This window comes from Coxiella endosymbiont of Dermacentor marginatus, from assembly GCF_907164955.1.
In the GTDB taxonomy this organism is placed as follows: Bacteria; Pseudomonadota; Gammaproteobacteria; order Coxiellales; family Coxiellaceae; genus Coxiella.
Genome location: NZ_OU015521.1, coordinates 389,044 through 407,595, shown reverse-complemented (window position 1 = coordinate 407,595; position 18,552 = coordinate 389,044). Strand labels below are relative to the sequence as shown.

Here is an 18,552-nt window from a genome sequence, read left to right as displayed (position 1 = left end):
GTAGATCCGAAAGCTAAAAATCCGTATATAATATAAAACAGGGAAGATAAGATCTCATAAAATATAACAGCCTCGTGGTGAAAATATTCGTTTTCACCACGAGAGCTGGCTCATTCCTCTTTCTGCCCCAAAAAAATATTAAATCTAAAATTCTTAATTAAAAATAAACAAGAAGTAATTTCTGATAGGAATTTTCTCATTCCATCCAATGTAATAAAAAGTTCTAAATCACATTAATTTGCAAGGTTAACAATCAAAAAAATTTAATTTTATTCTAATTAATTTATCGAATAATTAAATCAGGTAAATCAAATGTTTCACCCATCGCAATCTTTATAAAACAATTTTTAACGAAATTAAGTCGATTAATCATCGTCAATCCCATCGTACGCATCTGAACGATTAAAGACAACTGAGTACCAAAACATTCTTTAAAAAATCTCATGGCAGCTAACATCATAAGATTGTCTCCTTTTCGCCAGCGCTCGTAGCGACGTAAAACTCGAAAACTACCTACATCAAGTTTTTTGTAGCGAGCGTCAATTATACATTGCGCTAAGCAAGCGGCATCCATAAAACCCAAATTAACTCCTTGTCCTGCCAAAGGATGAATCGTATGTGCTGCATCACCGATTAACACCATACGAGAATCTAAATATTTTTTTGCATAACGCATTATTAAGGGAACAACTTTGGGCTGGGTAATCCGATGAATTTTACCCAACCGTAAATTAGAGGTATGACTTATTTCAGTATTAAATGATTTGTCATCGGTGGCCATTAATTGTGTTGCTTTTTCCGGAGAAACCGACCAAACAATAGCGCAATTATGGGGATTAGCTAAAGGTAATAAAGCCAAAACAGCATCTGGTAAAAATGTTTCCCAACCAGTTTGCTCATGGGGATTTTCGGTTTTAACTACGGAAACAACAGCACTTTGCTCATAAGAACTTTCTTGTATATCAATATTCATTTGATTACGAAGCCACGAGTGAGAACCATCAGCTCCTACAAGAAGTGAAGTTTGAACTTTTTTTCGACTGCTGAACTCAAGATTAATAAATTTTTCAGAATGTGAGACATTACAAGGACGTTCTGGACAAATAAATTCGACCAGAGGATTTTTTTTTAACTTTTGCCAAAGAACTCGAGTAATTTCTCGATTTTCAACAATGACACCCAAAGCGGAGGCACAAACCTCTACGCTATCAAAAATTATCTCTCCACCACCAATGCTATCCCATACATTCAATTTAATCAAAGGAGAATAAGCTGACTTTCGAATATCCTGCCAAAAACCGAGTTTTTTCAATAAACGTCCGGAAACCGCATTAATAGCACTTACCCGAGGGTCTAAACTGCTTTTATTCCAACACAACAATGGACTCTTTTCTTCGACAATAGCAACCCTTATTTTTGCATTTGCTAATAGTGCTGCCAATAACAATCCTACCATACCACCACCGATAATGGTAACTGGCATCACTTCAGACAGTTTATTCACATTCATTTAAGTGTATCGCATCGATTTAGGTAAACGTCCCGATAAACCAAGTAAGCGTTTAGCTAATTGATTTTTAATTGGCGGCAATAATTCCGTTATTAGTAATCCTAAACCCCGAACTCGATTCACTAATGGTAATCGTAAATCAAACCATTGAGAAATATTTCGAGTTACCCTAATTATTCGATCCTGATCTTCTTTACGCCATTTAATATATTCTTGCAAAATGTCAATTTTTATTAAAGGATCATGCCACTGATAAGTAGATACTATCAATTCGCTGAGTGCTGCTGCATCTCGTAATCCTAAATTAAAACCCTGAGCAGCAATTGGGTAAAGAGTATGAGCTGCGTTTCCTAATAGAACAAAACTTGGACGAATTTGTTCTTTAGCAACAAGCAGCTGCAAAGGGAATTGTTTACTTCTTTTAAGCGATTTAATGTCTCCTAAACGATTTTTAAAAATTTTCTGAATCTTATCTTGAAATTCTGTATCGGAATATTGGCTAACTTTATCAGCCAATTGCTTCGACAAAGACCAAACTAAACGACATTGATTCTGCGCAAAGAGAGGTAGAATAGCCAGTGTTCCTTGTGGCGTAAATCGCTCATAGGCAACTTGATTATGCGGCTTTGTTAATTCCATTGAGGCAACTAACGCAACTTCATTTTCATTTTTTTCTTCAATAGGAATGTTCAATAATCGTCTAGCTGTAGATTGGGTTCCATCGGCAGCAACTAGCAAACTCGCTTGTATGTCTTTTTCTCCTTCAACAGTCATGTAATTAACCGAAGACATATCATTATTACAATGAATAGCCAGAATTTCAGTAATAGGGATAATTTCCACATTGTTTTGAGAAGCTGCTTTTTGATAAAGTGTTTCCTGTAATTTATAAAAGGGAACTACATAACCTAAGGCAGAAATTCCTAATTCACTAGATCGAAAACATAAAGTTCCTAATGCACCTTGATCAGAAACGTGTACGGTAAAAATAGGGCATGATTCAGGATCCAAGCTCTCCCATATACCTAACGCTCGTAATATTTGATAACTAGCATATGAAAGCGCAATAGGCCTCATATCTTTCTGTAAAGGTAAATTTATATTAGGCAAATTATGTTCTAATATTTTGATTCTTAATCCATGATTTTGCATAGAAATAGAAACTGCTAAACTTGTCCCAATAAGGCCTGCTCCAATGATAATGAGATCTAATTTATTTTGTAAAACTGGCATAGCACTAGTATCCTATCATACTAAAAACATATATGAGATACTTTTAACTTCACCAATCAACCACAAAAGTGTAAAAATTGAGTATAACAAAGACGTTATGGTATAGAGAAATCATAATGACTAAAAACTCCATTAAAAATCGACTACTTAAATTACGACAATTAATGAGAGAAATTAATGTTGACTATTACTATATTCCATCTACTGATCCGCACAAAAATGAATATCCCCCAACCTATTGGCAAAGACGAGCTTGGATTAGTGGATTTACAGGATCCGCAGGAGATGTCATTGTGGGAATGAATAACGCTTTTCTGTGGACTGATTCTAGGTATTTCTTACAAGCAGAACAGCAACTTGACAGCACGCTTTTTAAATTAATGAAAATAGGCCAATGTGAAACACCCACTATCGATCAATGGTTACGTAAGCAAAAACAGCCAATTCTCTTTGCTACAGATCCTCAAGTTATCAGTGTTCGACAAGCAGAAAAAATTGAGCAGGCCTTGCTTCCAGAGAGAGGAAAACTCTTACCGCTAGATAATAATCTTGTGGACCAACTATGGAAAGATCACCCAGCAATTCTAAACAGCCTTATTCAGGTACATCCAGAACAATATGCTGGGATAAGTGCTGAAAAAAAACTCACTACCCTCCGTAAAACTTTGCAGTTGGCAGAAGCAGATACTCTCATAATCAATATTCTCGATAATATTGCCTGGCTGTTTAACATTCGAGGAAACGATATTGATTATAACCCACTTACTTTAAGCTACGCTATAGTCACTTATAATGAAGCCTTTCTATTTACAAACTTGCAAAAGCTTACCGAAGAGAACAGAACTTACTTCAAAAAGATTCATGTTCAGATAAAACCTTATCATGCGTTTGACAAAGCACTTAACAACTTATCGAACTCTGTTTGGATTGATCCCGAGACAACCAGTTGGTGGATTCGAAGGCATTTGAAAAACGCTAAAAATTTTGTTTATAAAACTTGTCCTATTACACTAGCCAAAGCACTTAAAAATCCCATAGAGCAAAAAGGCGCGCGTGAGGCGCATATCATTGACGCTATTGCTATGGTGCGCTTTTTACATTGGTTAATAAACCACTGGCGAGAAGGCGTGAGCGAAATAACAGCTGCTCAAAAACTAGAAGCCTTTCGTCGAGCAGACTCACGCTGTTTGGATTTAAGCTTCCCTAGCATCAGTGGTTTTGGTACTCATAGTGCTGTTGTGCATTATACAGCTACGCCAGAAACTGATGTTACTATAGATGATTCTACACTTTATTTGATCGATTCAGGTGGGCAATATCTTTCTGGAACAACGGATATTACCCGTACTATTCATTTAGGAAACCCCACAAAAGAACAAATGCATTTTTATACCTTAGTCCTTAAAGGACATCTTGCGATCCGCCATGCTATCTTTCCCAAAGAGACCTGTGGGGAGCACCTCAATGCATTTGCTCATCAATTTTTATGGCGTGAAGCGCTAGATTATAGTCACGGAACTGGACATGGTGTTGGTAGTTATTTGTGCGTACATGAAGGACCTCAGGCCATTACAGCTCATCACACAAAGATTCAACTGCAACCCGGCATGATTATAAGCAATGAACCAGGTCTTTACATGACCAATCAATACGGAATTCGAATCGAAAATCTCTGTTTAGTTACTGAAAAATTTAAAATAAATGACAGCATGACAAGTCATGGTCCATTCTATGGTTTTGAGGATCTTACATTAGTCCCGTATCATCGGAAATTGATTAATCTGCAAGATCTTACTAAACAAGAAATTCAGCAAGTTAACGATTACCATCGGAAAATTTACATCACATTAAAAGATTTATTGCCGAATAACGAACTAAATGACTGGCTGCGTCAAGAAACAACGCTGCTCTAAGAAAGTCTCGCAAGATTGCTCATAATTTAGGAGAAAGCATTGTTCTTAATTTTTAAGATCAACACCTAATCTAGTACAATAGTATCTTTAAATAAACATACCAGGAGAACAACTATTTCAGGAATACAATCAACATATGCTAATGAAACTCAGTAAAATTGAATATCAAATTGATCACTTATTATGTTCGTTAAAACGTTTAAAAATAGAAAATAACCTACATCAAAAATTAACAAATAGCGCGTTGTGCACCGATCCTTTTATTTAGTACAGAAAAGTTCATATAGCTCGGAAAATAAAAAAAATAATTATACAGTTAAAGGAAGAAACATCATGATAAGCAATGTTGAGTAGGATATTATTTCTGTAAAAATTCCCACTACGTTATAAAATCAAATGTCCCAGGTAAGCACAAGCGCTTTAAATGTATTCAAGATTTTCAAAGGCGAATTAAAAAATTTCTAGAAAGCTAATTAAAGAATGCTATATAATCATAGTGTTTTCTATGACTTTTTTTAAAAATTTCGCGTTTGAACCAATATGAACAAGAATTGTCTCTGAGGCAGTGTTTATATTTTCCAACCAAATTTTAACGTAACGACTTCATAGAGGCTTTAATGAATTCGCCCCTTCATAAAAAAGAACTGCGTGTTCTTATGCGTCATCGCCGTAATGTTCTTTCTCTTCAAGAACAAACTTATGTGGCTCAAGCAGTTTGCAATAACACGATAACACTTCATTCTTTCAAAGCTAGTCAAAATCTCGCGTTCTATAGAGCATACGATGGTGAAGTGAGCATTGATAATATACTCATAAAATCTCAGAAAATGGGAAAAAATTGTTATTTACCTGTCTTACATTCTCATCAGCAGCGTTTAAATTTTTATTCCTACCTTTTAGAAAATCCTTTAATTCAAAACCGTTTCAACATTGAAGAACCTAATATATCCAGAGAAAACCCTACTTCTTTAGCAGATCTTGATTTAATTTTTTTACCTTTAGTTGCCTTTGATGAAAAAGGTAATCGATTAGGTTATGGAGCTGGATACTATGATCGAACTTTAGCGCCTTTAAAAGGTAAGGACTCAAAAAATCCATTACTGGTAGGTATTGCTTATGAATTTCAAAAAATTGATAAAATTCCCTTTGGAAAATGGGATATTCCATTAAATTTAGTCATAACAGAAAAAACAATTTATCAATTTTAAGAGACCATAGTTTAAAATTTCCCATCATTCTCTTTTTTTGTAATAGGAAAATAGGTAGATTGATTTCCTTTTCGCAAAATAATGGCATTCTTTAATCGTAGATTATTTCGTTGGTTATTATGTAATTATTCTATTCTGCCAAAGCGTTGACGGGTGAGTATTAAAAATGGCCTCCTACATAATTTTTATCACCTCTACATTTTGAATTCCTTAAAACTAGAATGACACAAAAATTGCATGCGTAATAATTACACATCTTAATTAAAAGCCAGGTACCTAAAATCTTTTCTGAAACAGAAATCCAATAAATGAAAATATTGTCGACATTGAAATAATATTGGAAAAATAACAGAAAATAGAAGAATGACCAGGAGCGTCCAGATAGAGCCAATAATTCCTAAAACCAGCATACCCATATAACTTCCAAAAATGAAAAAAAACATGCTTATAATATCTAAAACTATGATAATCGTAACCACCACTCCTAAAATATAGTCATAATTACTAACGCTAGTCTAAGCAAATACAAAATAAAACCACCGCAATACAAAAAATAAGATTAAAACAACTAAAAAAAACGCCTAAGGAAAGCTTAGCAATCTTGTCATCCTGTAAATACATTTATAAAAATATCATAGAGTTTAAACACGCGCCTAAGTTGTAATAAAATGCACTACTCTTCTCTAATCATTTAAAACAGGAAAATCTACTTCCTTATATTTCATTTTTGAAACTATTTGCACCAGTAAGAGCAAAACGAAAATTACCATCGTAATAATAACTATTGTCCCGTTATTTCTCTTGAGAACATTGATAAAATCAAAATCCTCATTATCTATCGATTATTCTTTAAACAGATAGATATCCGTTTCTTTAATTTTTCAATCTATTGAGCTAATACCACACCAAAGCCCCCAGGCGACCTGTTGTTTTGCATAAATATTACCTTAAACTTCAATCTCAGCAAGATTTCCTTTTTTCTCTAGCCACCTGCGACGATCTGCACTCGCTTTTTAGTTAATAGCATATCTAAAAGCTGCTCTGTTTTGTCTCTAGCTTTTACTGTTAATTGAACTAAGCGGCGAGTATCTGGATTCATAGTAGTCTCTCGGAGTTGACCGAGGTTCATTTCTTCCAGTCCTTCTTCCCTTTCAGGAAGCCAGATAACTGCCCAATCTACCATTTCTTGGGCTTCAGAAAAACTTCCCATCCAAGGTCTCTTCGGCAGACATTCACAGTCACAGACATTATCCAATAAATAGGTTTTTAATCCTTCCACATAATACCATTCTAGATATTGTCCAGTTTTTTCATCAGTAAACTGAACTTTTAATCCAGGACACAGAACTGCCTTTGCGCGCAGAATCTACCTTAAAGCAGGTACGCTGAATTTAGTGCTATCAAAATAATGGACATCTGGCCAGAATCGAATACTGGTCCCTGTTTTCTGCCTACCACATGAGCTAACAATTCTTAATTTTGATGTTTTCTCGCCATGTGCAAAATCCATTTGATAAATTTTCCCTTCCTTTTTCACTTGCACAATTAATTTTTTCGATGCGCATTTACAATCGAAATGCCCACCCCATGCAATCCACCCAAATATTCATAAATTTTATTAGAAAATTGGCACCTGAGTGAAGATGAGTAAGAATTAATTCGATTCCTGAAACCTTATGTTTGGGATGCATATCAATGGCATACCACAACCATCATCAATAGTTTCAAGCGAATTATCTTTGTAGAGAATTAATTCTATATGACTTGCAAATCCGGCAATTACTTCATCTATACTATTATCAATAGCCTTATGAGCAAGATGATTAGGGCATGAAATATCGGTGTACATACCAGGCGTCTTACTGGTTCCAAACCACTTAAAACTTCAATAACCTCTGCTGTATACTCTTTTTACTTATTTTTTTTCAAATTTTTCCATTATCTTTATTTTACCTATAATTTTAGATAATTATCTGAAATAATTTTATATTGCACCAAAACATGATCCAAGTTATTCTGCTTAGTTTCTTAATATCTGCTGTTTTTAAATCAGTGAACAAATGATCAAGTAAATTGTACTAAGCTTATGCGTTATCTGTACACCTTGTTGTTTTATGTAGCTTTACCTTTTGTCCTGCTCCGAATGTTATGGCGATCTCGTAAAGTAAAAGGTTATCGTTATCGTCTTTTAGAACGTTTTGGATACATTGATGCCCTCGATCCTAATAAAAAATCTCTCTGGCTTCATGCTATTTCTGTGGGGGAAGTCATTTCCGCTATTCCACTTATTAAAGCTTTATTGAAGGGATATCCTCAATATATACTAGTGATTACTACAACCACTCCTACTGGTTCTGAACAAATTCATAAAAATTTTGGCGATCGAATTCATCACGTGTATTTTCCATACGATCTCCCTGGTCCAATCAATCGATTTTTGAAACGCATTCATCCACAACTAGCTATTATCATGGAAACTGAACTTTGGCCTAATACACTGTATTACTTAAATCGAAAAAGTATTCCTATCCTCCTAGCAAACGCTCGCTTATCAGAACATTCTATGCGTAATTATCAGTATATTAATCAGATTACCCGAAAAATGCTTTCACAGATCACATGCGTTGCAGCTCAAAGTAATCTTGACGGAAAACGATTTCTTCAGCTTGACCTAGCCTCTAATCGTTTACTTGTTACAGGCAATATAAAATTTGATTTACATTTACCTGCTTCTTTAATTGAAGAAGGAAAAAACTTACGAAAAAATTGGGGCTTTCAGCCAACTTTAATCGCTGCTAGTACTCACGAAGGCGAAGAAATTATCGTACTTGAAGCATTTCGTCAGTTGCGTCATCAATTTCAGGATGCTCTTTTAATTTTAGTTCCTCGTCACCCAGACCGATTTGATAAGGTAGCTCGCCTTTGCAAATCTACTGGTTTTTCTATTGCTAAACGCAGTTTACATAAAGTCCCTCACCCACAAGATAATATTTTATTAGGTGATATAATGGGAGAATTACGCTTACTCTATGCGGCAAGTGATGTAGCTTTTGTAGGAGGCAGTTTAGTTCCTGTCGGAGGGCATAACTTAATCGAGCCTGCCGCGATCCATCTTCCAATTATTAGTGGACCTAATTTAAAAAATTTCGTGACAATAAGTAATTTATTAAAAACTGCTCGCGCGCTGATTATCGTTTCTGATAGTAACAGTCTTTTTATGAATGTAACATGGTTATTTAATAACCCGCAAGAAAGAAAAAATCTTGGAGAACGAGCTTATCAAGTAAGTATGGCTAACACGGGCGCCCTTAATAAACATATGCAATGGATTAATACACAGTTAACTAAGAGATACATGAAGGGAAACTTTCCTGCCCAAACAGAAGTTCCGATTCATTAACTCTTTGTTATTATATCTCCAAGGAGAATGGGTCCGTTCATAAAATACTATTCGCTTTAATTTCAGGTAGCGAAGTTTCAATAATTAACTGTGTGCAATAGATAAAGTATTAGGCTGCCTAAGGTTTTCTTTTTATAAACTAAGAGGGATTAAAAATGGGGGTGCTACCAACAACCCCCGCTTTTGTTAAATAGAACATCGTACATGGCTTTTTTATCTGCCTTTTAGGTAGATAATCTTAAGAAGCTGGTGGGGGGGCTTTTTAAAAAGATCTCTACGTTAGCTTCTTTAATAACAAGAAGCAAAAATTATAAAATGAAATTTTTTCTCCTTAGAGAATCATTGAAGCGACTTACGTAGTATTGCATAAAAAAAATTGGTAATCTCATTCTATAGATTTTCTACCTCACGAAGAAACGTCCTTGGTAGTGTGGTAATATATTTGCTGACAATGACAGACTTATTCACGTCAAATTTTACGGACTTTCCCAGCCAAGAATTAATCTGAAATAAGTCCTCTGGACATAAAGTGCCAGCCTGCTGTTTTAAAGTGATAATATTGATGATATAAGTACAACGATCACTAGCCCATTGTTTCTGAGCTTTATATAAATCTGTTACAGCATTCAATACATCTATCATCGTGCTTGTTCCCACTACATAGCCAGATTGAGTAGCTTCTAATTTGTTTTGTGCAGAAACAATAGCTTGTTGGTCCGCTTTAATTTTAATAATGCCAGCGTCTACTCCGAGATAGGCCTGGCGGGTTTTTTGAACTACCTGCCGATGCGTAAGGTTCAGTTGTTGACTAGCAGAAAGATAGTTATATTCTTCCTGATGAGTGGAATGGATTACATATCCTCCTTGTAAAATAGGGAAATTCAAATTGAGTCCACCACTTGTAGTTGTTGTAGCGGTATTTATAAAATCAGTTGTAATATCTGTCGTAGAACCTCTAATATTGAGAGGAAATCCATTTTGGTTAATGGTTCCATGAACGATAACACCAATTAACTTTGGGTACCACCTAGCAGCAGCTTTTTTAACCGTCTCTCGCTGTGTGAGCATAGCATATGATGCTGATTGAATAGAATAACTTTGTCGTTCCGCGATTCGCATCCACGCATTAATATCATGAGGGTGTGGAATTATCAGCGGGATTGTTTTTTTTAACCCAGCCAGTGACTTATACTCTTTTGCTGTAATAGCACGTAGATTCTCAAGTTGATTAGCCAAATTGTTGCGATCCTGAATTTCTTGAGCTACTGCTTGGTCGTAACTAGCTTGTGCATCGTAAACTCCTGTAACAGCAATTAAACCCACTTTAAATTTTTCTTTCACGGTTATTAACTGATGAAGGAAAAATTCTTTTTGTGCAAGTGTAAATTGCAATTGGTCATAACTATTCAAGACATAAAAGTAAGCTTGAGCTGTCCGAAACATTAAATTTTGAGCAGCGGCTATATAATTAGCCATTGCCGCTTTTACCGCAAAATGAGCACTACTGATTGATTTCCAAGTAGCATAATTAAATATCGGCTGAGTTAAAGTTACTAAATAACTATTTTGATTAAAATAACTACTTGTACTATCAAGACCCATTTTAATTTCCTGATGAGTTTGTGTAAGTGACCCAGTGATCGTCAAATAAGGAAACAAACTAGAGTCAGGCACGTCTGCTCCTGACATTGCAATAGGTAAATCTTGCTGTGCTGATAACCAATCTGCTCGAGCTTTCAAAAAAGCAGGATCATTCTTTACTGCTTGATAATAAACTTGAATAAGGTTATCTGCATAAAGAGATGGCGTAATTAAAGAAAGAAGAATCGCAGCGAACGCAAGAAGTTTTCTTTTCATAATTATTGTCTAAATAGTTTTTAAGATTGTCTCATACTTCTCATGGATACCATCCTCATAATGATCGTCATTATCCTCCCCGCTTTATTATCCCATTAAGCCTGTCAAATTAGTAAAAATTACTGTAATAATAATGACTCGATTAATTATCGCATATAAGAAAAAAAAATACTCAGAAAAATGAAAAACCCTACCCAATTATTGTTATGAAAAGCCTTAAGACATTGTCTTGGCTCTCGTTGTCGGATTAAAACATGTTGGTAGCTCATTAATCCAAAAGCTACTATCAATCCTAAATAAAATAAATAATTAAGACTTAAATACTCACCCAAAATACTAAGCATAATCAACATACTCATTTGTAAGAGCGCAATAACAATCCGATCATAATGCCCAAATAAAATGGCAGTTGATTTTACACCTACTTTAAGGTCATCTTCCCGATCTGCCATCGCATATTGCGTATCGTATGTAATAGGCCATATCGCAGCTGAAAAGAATAATAACCAAGCAATCACAGGTATATTTTCTTGTTGAGCAGCAAAAACCATCGGGATACTCCATGAAAATAAAATACCTAAACACAATTGGGGAAAATGAGTAAATCGCTTCAAAAAAGGATAGATAATAGTAAACAACATTCCTAGAATCGCTAATTCAAACGCCAAACGATTTAATAATAATACCAAAACTAACGCAATAAAACACAAAAAAATAAATAAACCTATTGCTTCAGGAAGATTGATAATGCCAGCAGTCAATGGCCGGTTTTGAGTACGACAGAGCTGTTTATCAATGTTTCGATCAGCAAAGTCATTGATGACACACCCTGCAGCACGCATAATAATGACACCTAAAATAAAAATAATCACTAGTTTTAAAGGGGGGTGTCCCTGAGTGGCAATCCATAAAGCCCACAATGTGGGCCAAAGTAATAAAAAAACTCCAATAGGCTTATCAAAACGCATTAAGCGAAAATAATGAAGCAAACGTAGGCGCAAATTAACCATTACAAGTTAACATGTTGCAAATAAAGTTAAAAAAATATTTTACTTACGAGCATGAAAGGACTTCCACCGAAATAAAATAACGAAATTCAAGCTCAAATTATGATCTTTTCGTTAGTGACAGACAGGCTACCAATTCAGTGATTTGCATAATCCAAAACCACTATAAACAAGATCTAAAGCGGAAAATAATACACCATATAAATAGTACCAATCAATATATTTTAATTATCCCCTTTTTTGCTTCTATGATTAGCAAAAGAAATTGCACATTGACATCCACTCAGAGTCATTATTATACCACTAATCAACTGCATGAACTTGGAAGTTTGAAAGAAATATTTTTAAAGTGATGAGTTTTTCTTATTGTTCTTAAGGCGTTTTAACAAGGACATTATGAGGGCATCCGATGCTTATGAATTTCAAAATAAGTGCGGTACTGGCAAATAAGTATTGCATTAAGAGTATAACCTTTTTGAGATAAGCTTAATCATAACGTTTTTAGAATTTCATTTTGTTGATATCAAGAAAGTGTAGATTTATCATTTGACAGACAAGGGAATGAGAATCCAAAATGTATAGTATTAAATTTTCGCAACAAAATATTTCTCGAATTACAATAAACAGTTGTCGTGTGTTATTTTGCAGATCAAAAAATTTTTTATTCATAATTCACAGACGAGAACTAACAGACGAGAACTAACTTATTAAATACTATGTTATAAATAAAACTAGTGCGAATTCATTTAATCTACATCTTTAATGTTATCTAAGGATTAGTTGGTGCTAAAATACAATGTTGAACAAATCATTTATTTGCTAACTTACGAGTAGTATGCAAACAAAGTTGTTAGCCTTTAATCTTCTTGTAAATAATATTTATTTCATATACATCTTAGTTTAGATGAGATGTTGAATATTTATATGTCTATTACCATATTATTAGGCACTGGAATCAGTGATCTCTTAGTGAATAGAACAATTGGTTTTATTTTCTTCGAAATAATAGATTAACTTAGACTGCATCTTCACTTTATATTAGGAACCTCTATTTATAGTTCTTAGCCCTGTCTTCAATTATTAATGGTCAGCAGCAAGCTTGATTTTAAAAAACACCACTGGACAATTCCACGCTGTGGAATAAATGTTAAATTAGTGACTATTAGCAAATTTTTAGATCTTTATGATTTCATTATCTTAGCAGTACCATATGCACAAAAAAAAGAGGTCTAGCTAAATAGATCAGAACTAGTAGAGTCACAGTGATCTTGATTCTGATATCTAAAATACTTACTTAAAGAATTTTGAATCCTTTCAGAAAGAGGTGAATCAACCATGATTGTCATGCGTGAAAGATCACCACATTAAAACTAAGAAGAACATTTCCTTAAAAAGGAAATATACATTAGGTTGCAAGGGACCTCTTCGTTTCATAGGATATTTAGATAGAATACAGTTTGCTCTTTCTTTACAAATCATTTGAGAATTCCTGAATAACGATATTATATCTTGATCTACATCTTGGCATTGACTCTCTTATTACCTGAAAAAAGAGTTCTTAAATTAAAAAATACATTTTGGATAAATTTATAGAAACTATAAACTTCGAGAACTTAGATTTAGATTAGAGGATATTAGTTTGATTAAGGCATGAATCATTTTCGCTTATGCTTGAGAGCAATTTTGATCATGAACCTTCAGATTTTACAGCTATACATTCAAATGCAGCATAAAAAGAGATACAAAGATGAACGCTAAAAATCCACAGTATCTTGCTGTTAAATGTTACTCACGCAAGTATTTTCCACAAGTAGAGCAGAGCGAATTACCAAACTAACTCAACTAATCTAAAGAAAATCTGAATCTTTGAAAGAAAAATCATACTGTGATATTTGGTTATTTGATTGTAGAGAGTATTGAAAAAACATCGATCAGTGATAGCGCAAGTTTACTATTCTTATTCAGGTATTGGACATTTTTCTCATTAATTTAAAAGAGTTTTTAGAAAACTATGAAATGGGAAATAATGATATCATTCATCGTTTAGAGAAAAGCCTTGGGAGCTTAGTTTAAACTATTTAATTATTAATCTTTGCGTGAACCCAACTTAACGATTAGTTGTGTATCCTCTTCTCAAGCGCTAAACATCCATTGAAATTGCAGAATATACATAAATCTTATCTGTGTAGATCTGAAGAATACTGAGATACAGCCTTTTGTAAAATTTCCGTTTAATTTAAGATGCAACCTTTTGCATTGATGATCGTGACGTCAACCTTATTTTTAAGAAATATTCCAAGGTGCTAATACAAGCAAGGGAAAAAATAAAATAGCTCTACTAAGAATAGCGATACTAAAAATAGAAAAACCGCAGTACTGGTTTATACAATTAAATAATCTAAGCTAGTTAGCAAAATTTTTATTACAAAATCGGATACGGACATAAGCTTTTAAATCAAGTAGATCACATATGGGTGCTATTACACAGGATAGGCTATGCTAAAAAAGTATTTATTAAAAAGGTCGTTAAGTTTTGTAGAGCTTGGCCTCGATGACTAATTAAATTTTTTTCTTTAAGATCCAGTTCGGCAGCGGTGCAGCGATGAGAAGGAATATAAAAAATAGGATCATAACCAAATCCATTCTCCCCTTTTGGTTCGTTAGTAATCTCCCCTTTCCATACTCCATGGAGGACGAGAGGGACTGGATCCATTTCACTTTTCATTAGAACTAAAATACAATGAAAACTTGCGCTACGATCAGAACTATTTATCTTCTCCAATTCTTTTAAAATTTTTTGTATTCGATCAGAATCGGTTGCATTATCGCCTGCATATCGCGAAGATAAAATTCCAGGTGCTGCATCTAAAGCATTAATGGTTAAACCTGAATCATCAGCTAAAGCAGGGAGACCCGAATACTTTGCCGCGTGACGTGCCTTAATAATGGCATTTTCCACAAAGGTTGTCCCGATCTCTTCAACCGAAGAAATATCAAGTTTTTTCTGAGGAATCAATTGTATTTCAAGACTTTTTAATAAATTTTGTATCTCTATTAATTTTCCTTCATTTTGACTTGCTAAAACAATCTTCAACATATTTACAACTTTATTAAAGAATTCAAATCCAAACAAGCAGCTTTCATCACTTTAATGATGTACGTGATTTTACACATCTTTTCAAACAGGCTCAAGCAACTTTTTTTGGATATCACTGAAAATAATTTTTATATATTCCACAGTATTTTCTTATGATTAGAAGGCAATTTTTTCACTCTAACTATAAATCTACTTTACAGATGAACTTTACTGTCATAATTTAGTGAGCTTAACGTGATTAGTTAGAGCAGATCCGTAGTTGCTAACGAAGTTATTCTTTATTTTATAATAGACATTTATTCCGATTTCTATCAGAAATTATTTGATCTCTAATCATACAGTTAACTGTATTTACTTATTGAAGACAAGATAATAAAAGCATGGACTACAATTCCCCAACCTACTTTCCTTTTCCCTGTCTCTATTTCTAAATTCTTGTCATTGAATATTTTACCCGAATACTAATTTTTTCTAAGTTTCAAAAACAGTCTTTATAAAAAGAGAGATAAACAATAACCAGTTTTTTAAATCTCTTTTCTGCTAGTCTAATTCTACCAACAGTGATTGATATTAAGTTAGTGTTCATAGCGCTTAACCTAATATAACAATTGGAAAACAAATTTGTAATAACCACCAAGTTCCAACAATTGACTAGCAAGCAATGGCAATATTAAAAACATTAAGCACAACAAAAATTACAGTAAACTCTGTTGCCAATGAAAAAATCGTGAAAACAGAAGTTCATTTCCTTAAGTTTTTTACCACTCCCTATAAATAATATAACCTGACTATGGATTAATAGCGGTGGAACCTTAATAAAAATTAAAATCAACTAACTCAGAATAGGAGTCCTTGTGAAAAGTCTAACAAGAAATTGTTTTAAAAATCGTCGCACCGCTGATAGAATGCAAATGCTCGGTATATCAATGGAATTAGCAAGATGCTTATTTTTAAAATTTAAATTTATTAATTCAAAATTATTTTTTCCCAACAATCATTCTTGGCAATCCTGCTAGATCTTTGTAATCTTTAATTTCTTGGTAACCAAAATGTTTCATAAGAACAATAACTTTTTCGGACTGATCAAATCCATGTTCTAGCAACAGCCATCCGCCAAGTCTTAAGTATATTTGTGCTTCTTCAATAATCACTTTAATCGCCGATAAGCCATCTGGACCACCGATTAAAGCTTCTCGTGGTTCATATTTTAATTGCTGAAGATGCTTATCTTCATCAGGAATATAAAGAGGGTTTCCTACAATAGCGTGGTAATCGTACTGAGGCAAAGCTTTACACCATTCTCCAAGATAAAAATTAATGTTTTTTATTTTATAATGTTCAGTGTTAATTTTTGCTACTTTTAATGCTTTTAATGAATTATCAGTAGCATCAATTTGCCAATACGGACGTTCCCAAGCAAGAGCTAAAGCAATTGCACCAGAGCCTGTTCCTAAATCAGCAAGCCGAATGTTCTCATTTTCTGGGAGTAATTTTAACGCATACTCCACAAGCATTTCCGTTTCAGGGCGTGGAATAAATACATCAGGCGTTACAGTCAAACTTAAGGACCAAAATTCTTTTTTACCTATAATATAGGCAATAGGCTCACCAATCAGACGGCGTGCCACATAATTCATTATTTGTTTCTGTTGTTTTTTAGTTAATACTACTTCCGGATAAGAAAATAATTTAGCGCGCGTTTTTTTTAGCACTTCACCCATAAGTATTTCAGCATCTAACTTAGGAGTTTCTGAGCAACCCGTTAATTGTTGAGTTATTTTATTCATCATTTCCTTAATTGAAATCATTTAATCACCCTATTTTCTTATCACTTTTACTTAATTTAGACAATTGCTCTGCTTGCAATTCGCGAACTAAAGGATTAATAACAGGGTCTAAATTCCCTCTCATAATTTCGTCGAGTTGATATAGCGTTAAATTAATTCGATGATCGGTGACTCGACCTTGCGGAAAATTGTAAGTACGAATTCTTTCAGAACGATCACCACTGCCAACAAGCAATTTTCGTTTGGTGGCTTGTTCTTGTTCTTGTTTTGATCGTTCTGAAGATAATAATTTTGCCTGCAATAGAGACATTGCGTGAGCTCTATTTTTATGTTGTGATCGCTCATTCTGACATTCGACTACCATTCCTGTAGGAATATGTGTAATTCGAATTGCTGAATCCGTTCGATTTACATGCTGTCCACCAGCACCAGAAGCTCGAAAAGTATCAACGCGCAATTCGGCCGAATTAATTCTGACTGCGTCGATTTCTTCTGCCTCAGGCATCACCGCTACTGTACAAGCAGAGGTGTGTATTCGCCCCTGCGATTCTGTCATGGGTACTCGTTGAACTCGATGAGCCCCCGATTCGAACTGTAATTGGGAATAAACTCCTTTTCCGACAATTCGAGCAATTATCTCGTTAAATCCACCATGCTCGCTTTCATGAGCGGATATAATAGTTATATGCCATCCTTTCTTTTCTACATAACGCACATACATTCGAAATAAATCACCTGCAAAAATTGCTGCTTCATTACCACCCGTACCTGCACGAACTTCAAGAAAAATATTTTTCTCATTATTTAGATCTTTTGGAATTAAAAGAACTTTTAATTGATCCTCTAATTGATCTTTTTTAATAGTTAACTGCTTTAATTCTTCTTCAGCCAGTTTTTTTAATTCCGAGTCTTTTTCTGAAATAATTTCTTGAGCTGACTTAATAGCCTCATTGTTTGTTTCATAAACTTGAAAACATTTTACGATTGGTTCTAATTGCGCGTATTCTTTTCCCAATTCTCGATAGCGATTTTGATCGCCCATCACACTGATATCACCTAGTAATCCACCGATCTCACTGTAGCGAAAACTTAGATGTTTTAGTTTTTCAACGAGAGAAGTTTTCATCACAAAATTAAATATCAAACAATTTTTTTTCAGGCAATAACAATCTCATATGTTCTTTCACAAGTAACTTGATACAATTTTACTATCAACTGAGGAGTTATTTTATTTTAAATTGTGTGCAGGTAAGTGATTACTATCTCAAAATTTTGCATCCATTTCAATAGATAAGCGCTTTTCCGTTTCTTAATCACGCAAGATATCTAGTCGTTCACAAAACAAATTACGACAGCCTTATGAATTTACAATTAACATAGGTTTAGTAAGCTCTACTCATATTGCCTATCATGGCTTCTGATTGATGCCTCACTGAAAGAAATGCTTTCAATTCTGGATGACTAACGCCTGAAAATTGTCAAGGTTATTTGAAGATATGCTATCTCTTAGCTTTTTTATACTTTTTCTGGCTTGATATTC

At 34.1% G+C, this 18,552-nt stretch carries 10 protein-coding genes and 1 pseudogene; 3 read left to right on the top strand and 8 right to left on the bottom strand.

Annotated features, from left to right (window positions below; genetic code table 11):
• Positions 1 to 283 precede the first annotated feature (283 nt).
• Positions 284 to 1,483 carry a UbiH/UbiF/VisC/COQ6 family ubiquinone biosynthesis hydroxylase gene (locus ONG85_RS01515; RefSeq protein WP_406566720.1) on the bottom strand — a complete coding sequence of 400 codons (1,200 nt, stop codon included), beginning with the start codon at positions 1,481 to 1,483 and terminating at the stop codon, positions 284 to 286.
• A gap of 27 nt (positions 1,484 to 1,510) precedes the next feature.
• Positions 1,511 to 2,743, bottom strand: a complete 1,233-nt coding sequence (gene ubiH, locus ONG85_RS01510; RefSeq protein ID WP_264435820.1) for a 2-octaprenyl-6-methoxyphenyl hydroxylase — start codon at positions 2,741 to 2,743, stop codon at positions 1,511 to 1,513.
• Between the two features lie 116 nt (positions 2,744 to 2,859).
• Here ubiH and ONG85_RS01505 point away from each other — a divergent pair, with 116 nt between their 5' ends.
• A complete protein-coding gene (locus ONG85_RS01505; RefSeq protein WP_264435819.1) occupies positions 2,860 to 4,656 on the top strand; it encodes an aminopeptidase P family protein in 1,797 nt (598 codons plus the stop codon).
• 617 nt (positions 4,657 to 5,273) lie between these two features.
• A complete protein-coding gene (locus ONG85_RS01500) occupies positions 5,274 to 5,864 on the top strand; it encodes a 5-formyltetrahydrofolate cyclo-ligase (RefSeq protein ID WP_264435818.1) in 591 nt (196 codons plus the stop codon).
• Positions 5,865 to 6,811: 947 nt separating this feature from the next.
• Here the strand turns inward: ONG85_RS01500 and ONG85_RS03525 are convergent.
• A pseudogene (locus ONG85_RS03525) lies at positions 6,812 to 7,754 on the bottom strand (ATP-binding protein).
• Positions 7,755 to 7,950: 196 nt separating this feature from the next.
• On the opposite strand from ONG85_RS03525, the gene waaA reads away from it, so the two are divergent.
• A complete protein-coding gene (waaA, locus tag ONG85_RS01485; protein WP_264435815.1) occupies positions 7,951 to 9,264 on the top strand; it encodes a lipid IV(A) 3-deoxy-D-manno-octulosonic acid transferase in 1,314 nt (437 codons plus the stop codon).
• 390 nt (positions 9,265 to 9,654) lie between these two features.
• On the opposite strand, the gene ONG85_RS01480 is transcribed toward waaA, so the two are convergent.
• From ONG85_RS01480 to prfA, 5 genes are all read right to left on the bottom strand, one after another.
• Positions 9,655 to 11,121, bottom strand: a complete 1,467-nt coding sequence (locus ONG85_RS01480) for a TolC family outer membrane protein (protein ID WP_264435814.1) — start codon at positions 11,119 to 11,121, stop codon at positions 9,655 to 9,657.
• 146 nt (positions 11,122 to 11,267) lie between these two features.
• A complete protein-coding gene (ubiA, locus tag ONG85_RS01475; RefSeq protein WP_264435813.1) occupies positions 11,268 to 12,131 on the bottom strand; it encodes a 4-hydroxybenzoate octaprenyltransferase in 864 nt (287 codons plus the stop codon).
• Positions 12,132 to 14,622: 2,491 nt separating this feature from the next.
• Positions 14,623 to 15,225: an RdgB/HAM1 family non-canonical purine NTP pyrophosphatase gene (gene rdgB, locus ONG85_RS01470; protein ID WP_264435812.1), complete on the bottom strand. Its 603-nt coding sequence runs from the start codon at positions 15,223 to 15,225 to the stop codon at positions 14,623 to 14,625.
• Positions 15,226 to 16,202: 977 nt separating this feature from the next.
• Positions 16,203 to 17,033, bottom strand: a complete 831-nt coding sequence (gene prmC, locus ONG85_RS01465; protein ID WP_264435811.1) for a peptide chain release factor N(5)-glutamine methyltransferase — start codon at positions 17,031 to 17,033, stop codon at positions 16,203 to 16,205.
• Between the two features lie 4 nt (positions 17,034 to 17,037).
• Positions 17,038 to 18,138: a peptide chain release factor 1 gene (gene prfA, locus ONG85_RS01460; RefSeq protein WP_264435872.1), complete on the bottom strand. Its 1,101-nt coding sequence runs from the start codon at positions 18,136 to 18,138 to the stop codon at positions 17,038 to 17,040.
• Between the last annotated feature and the right edge of the window lie 414 nt (positions 18,139 to 18,552).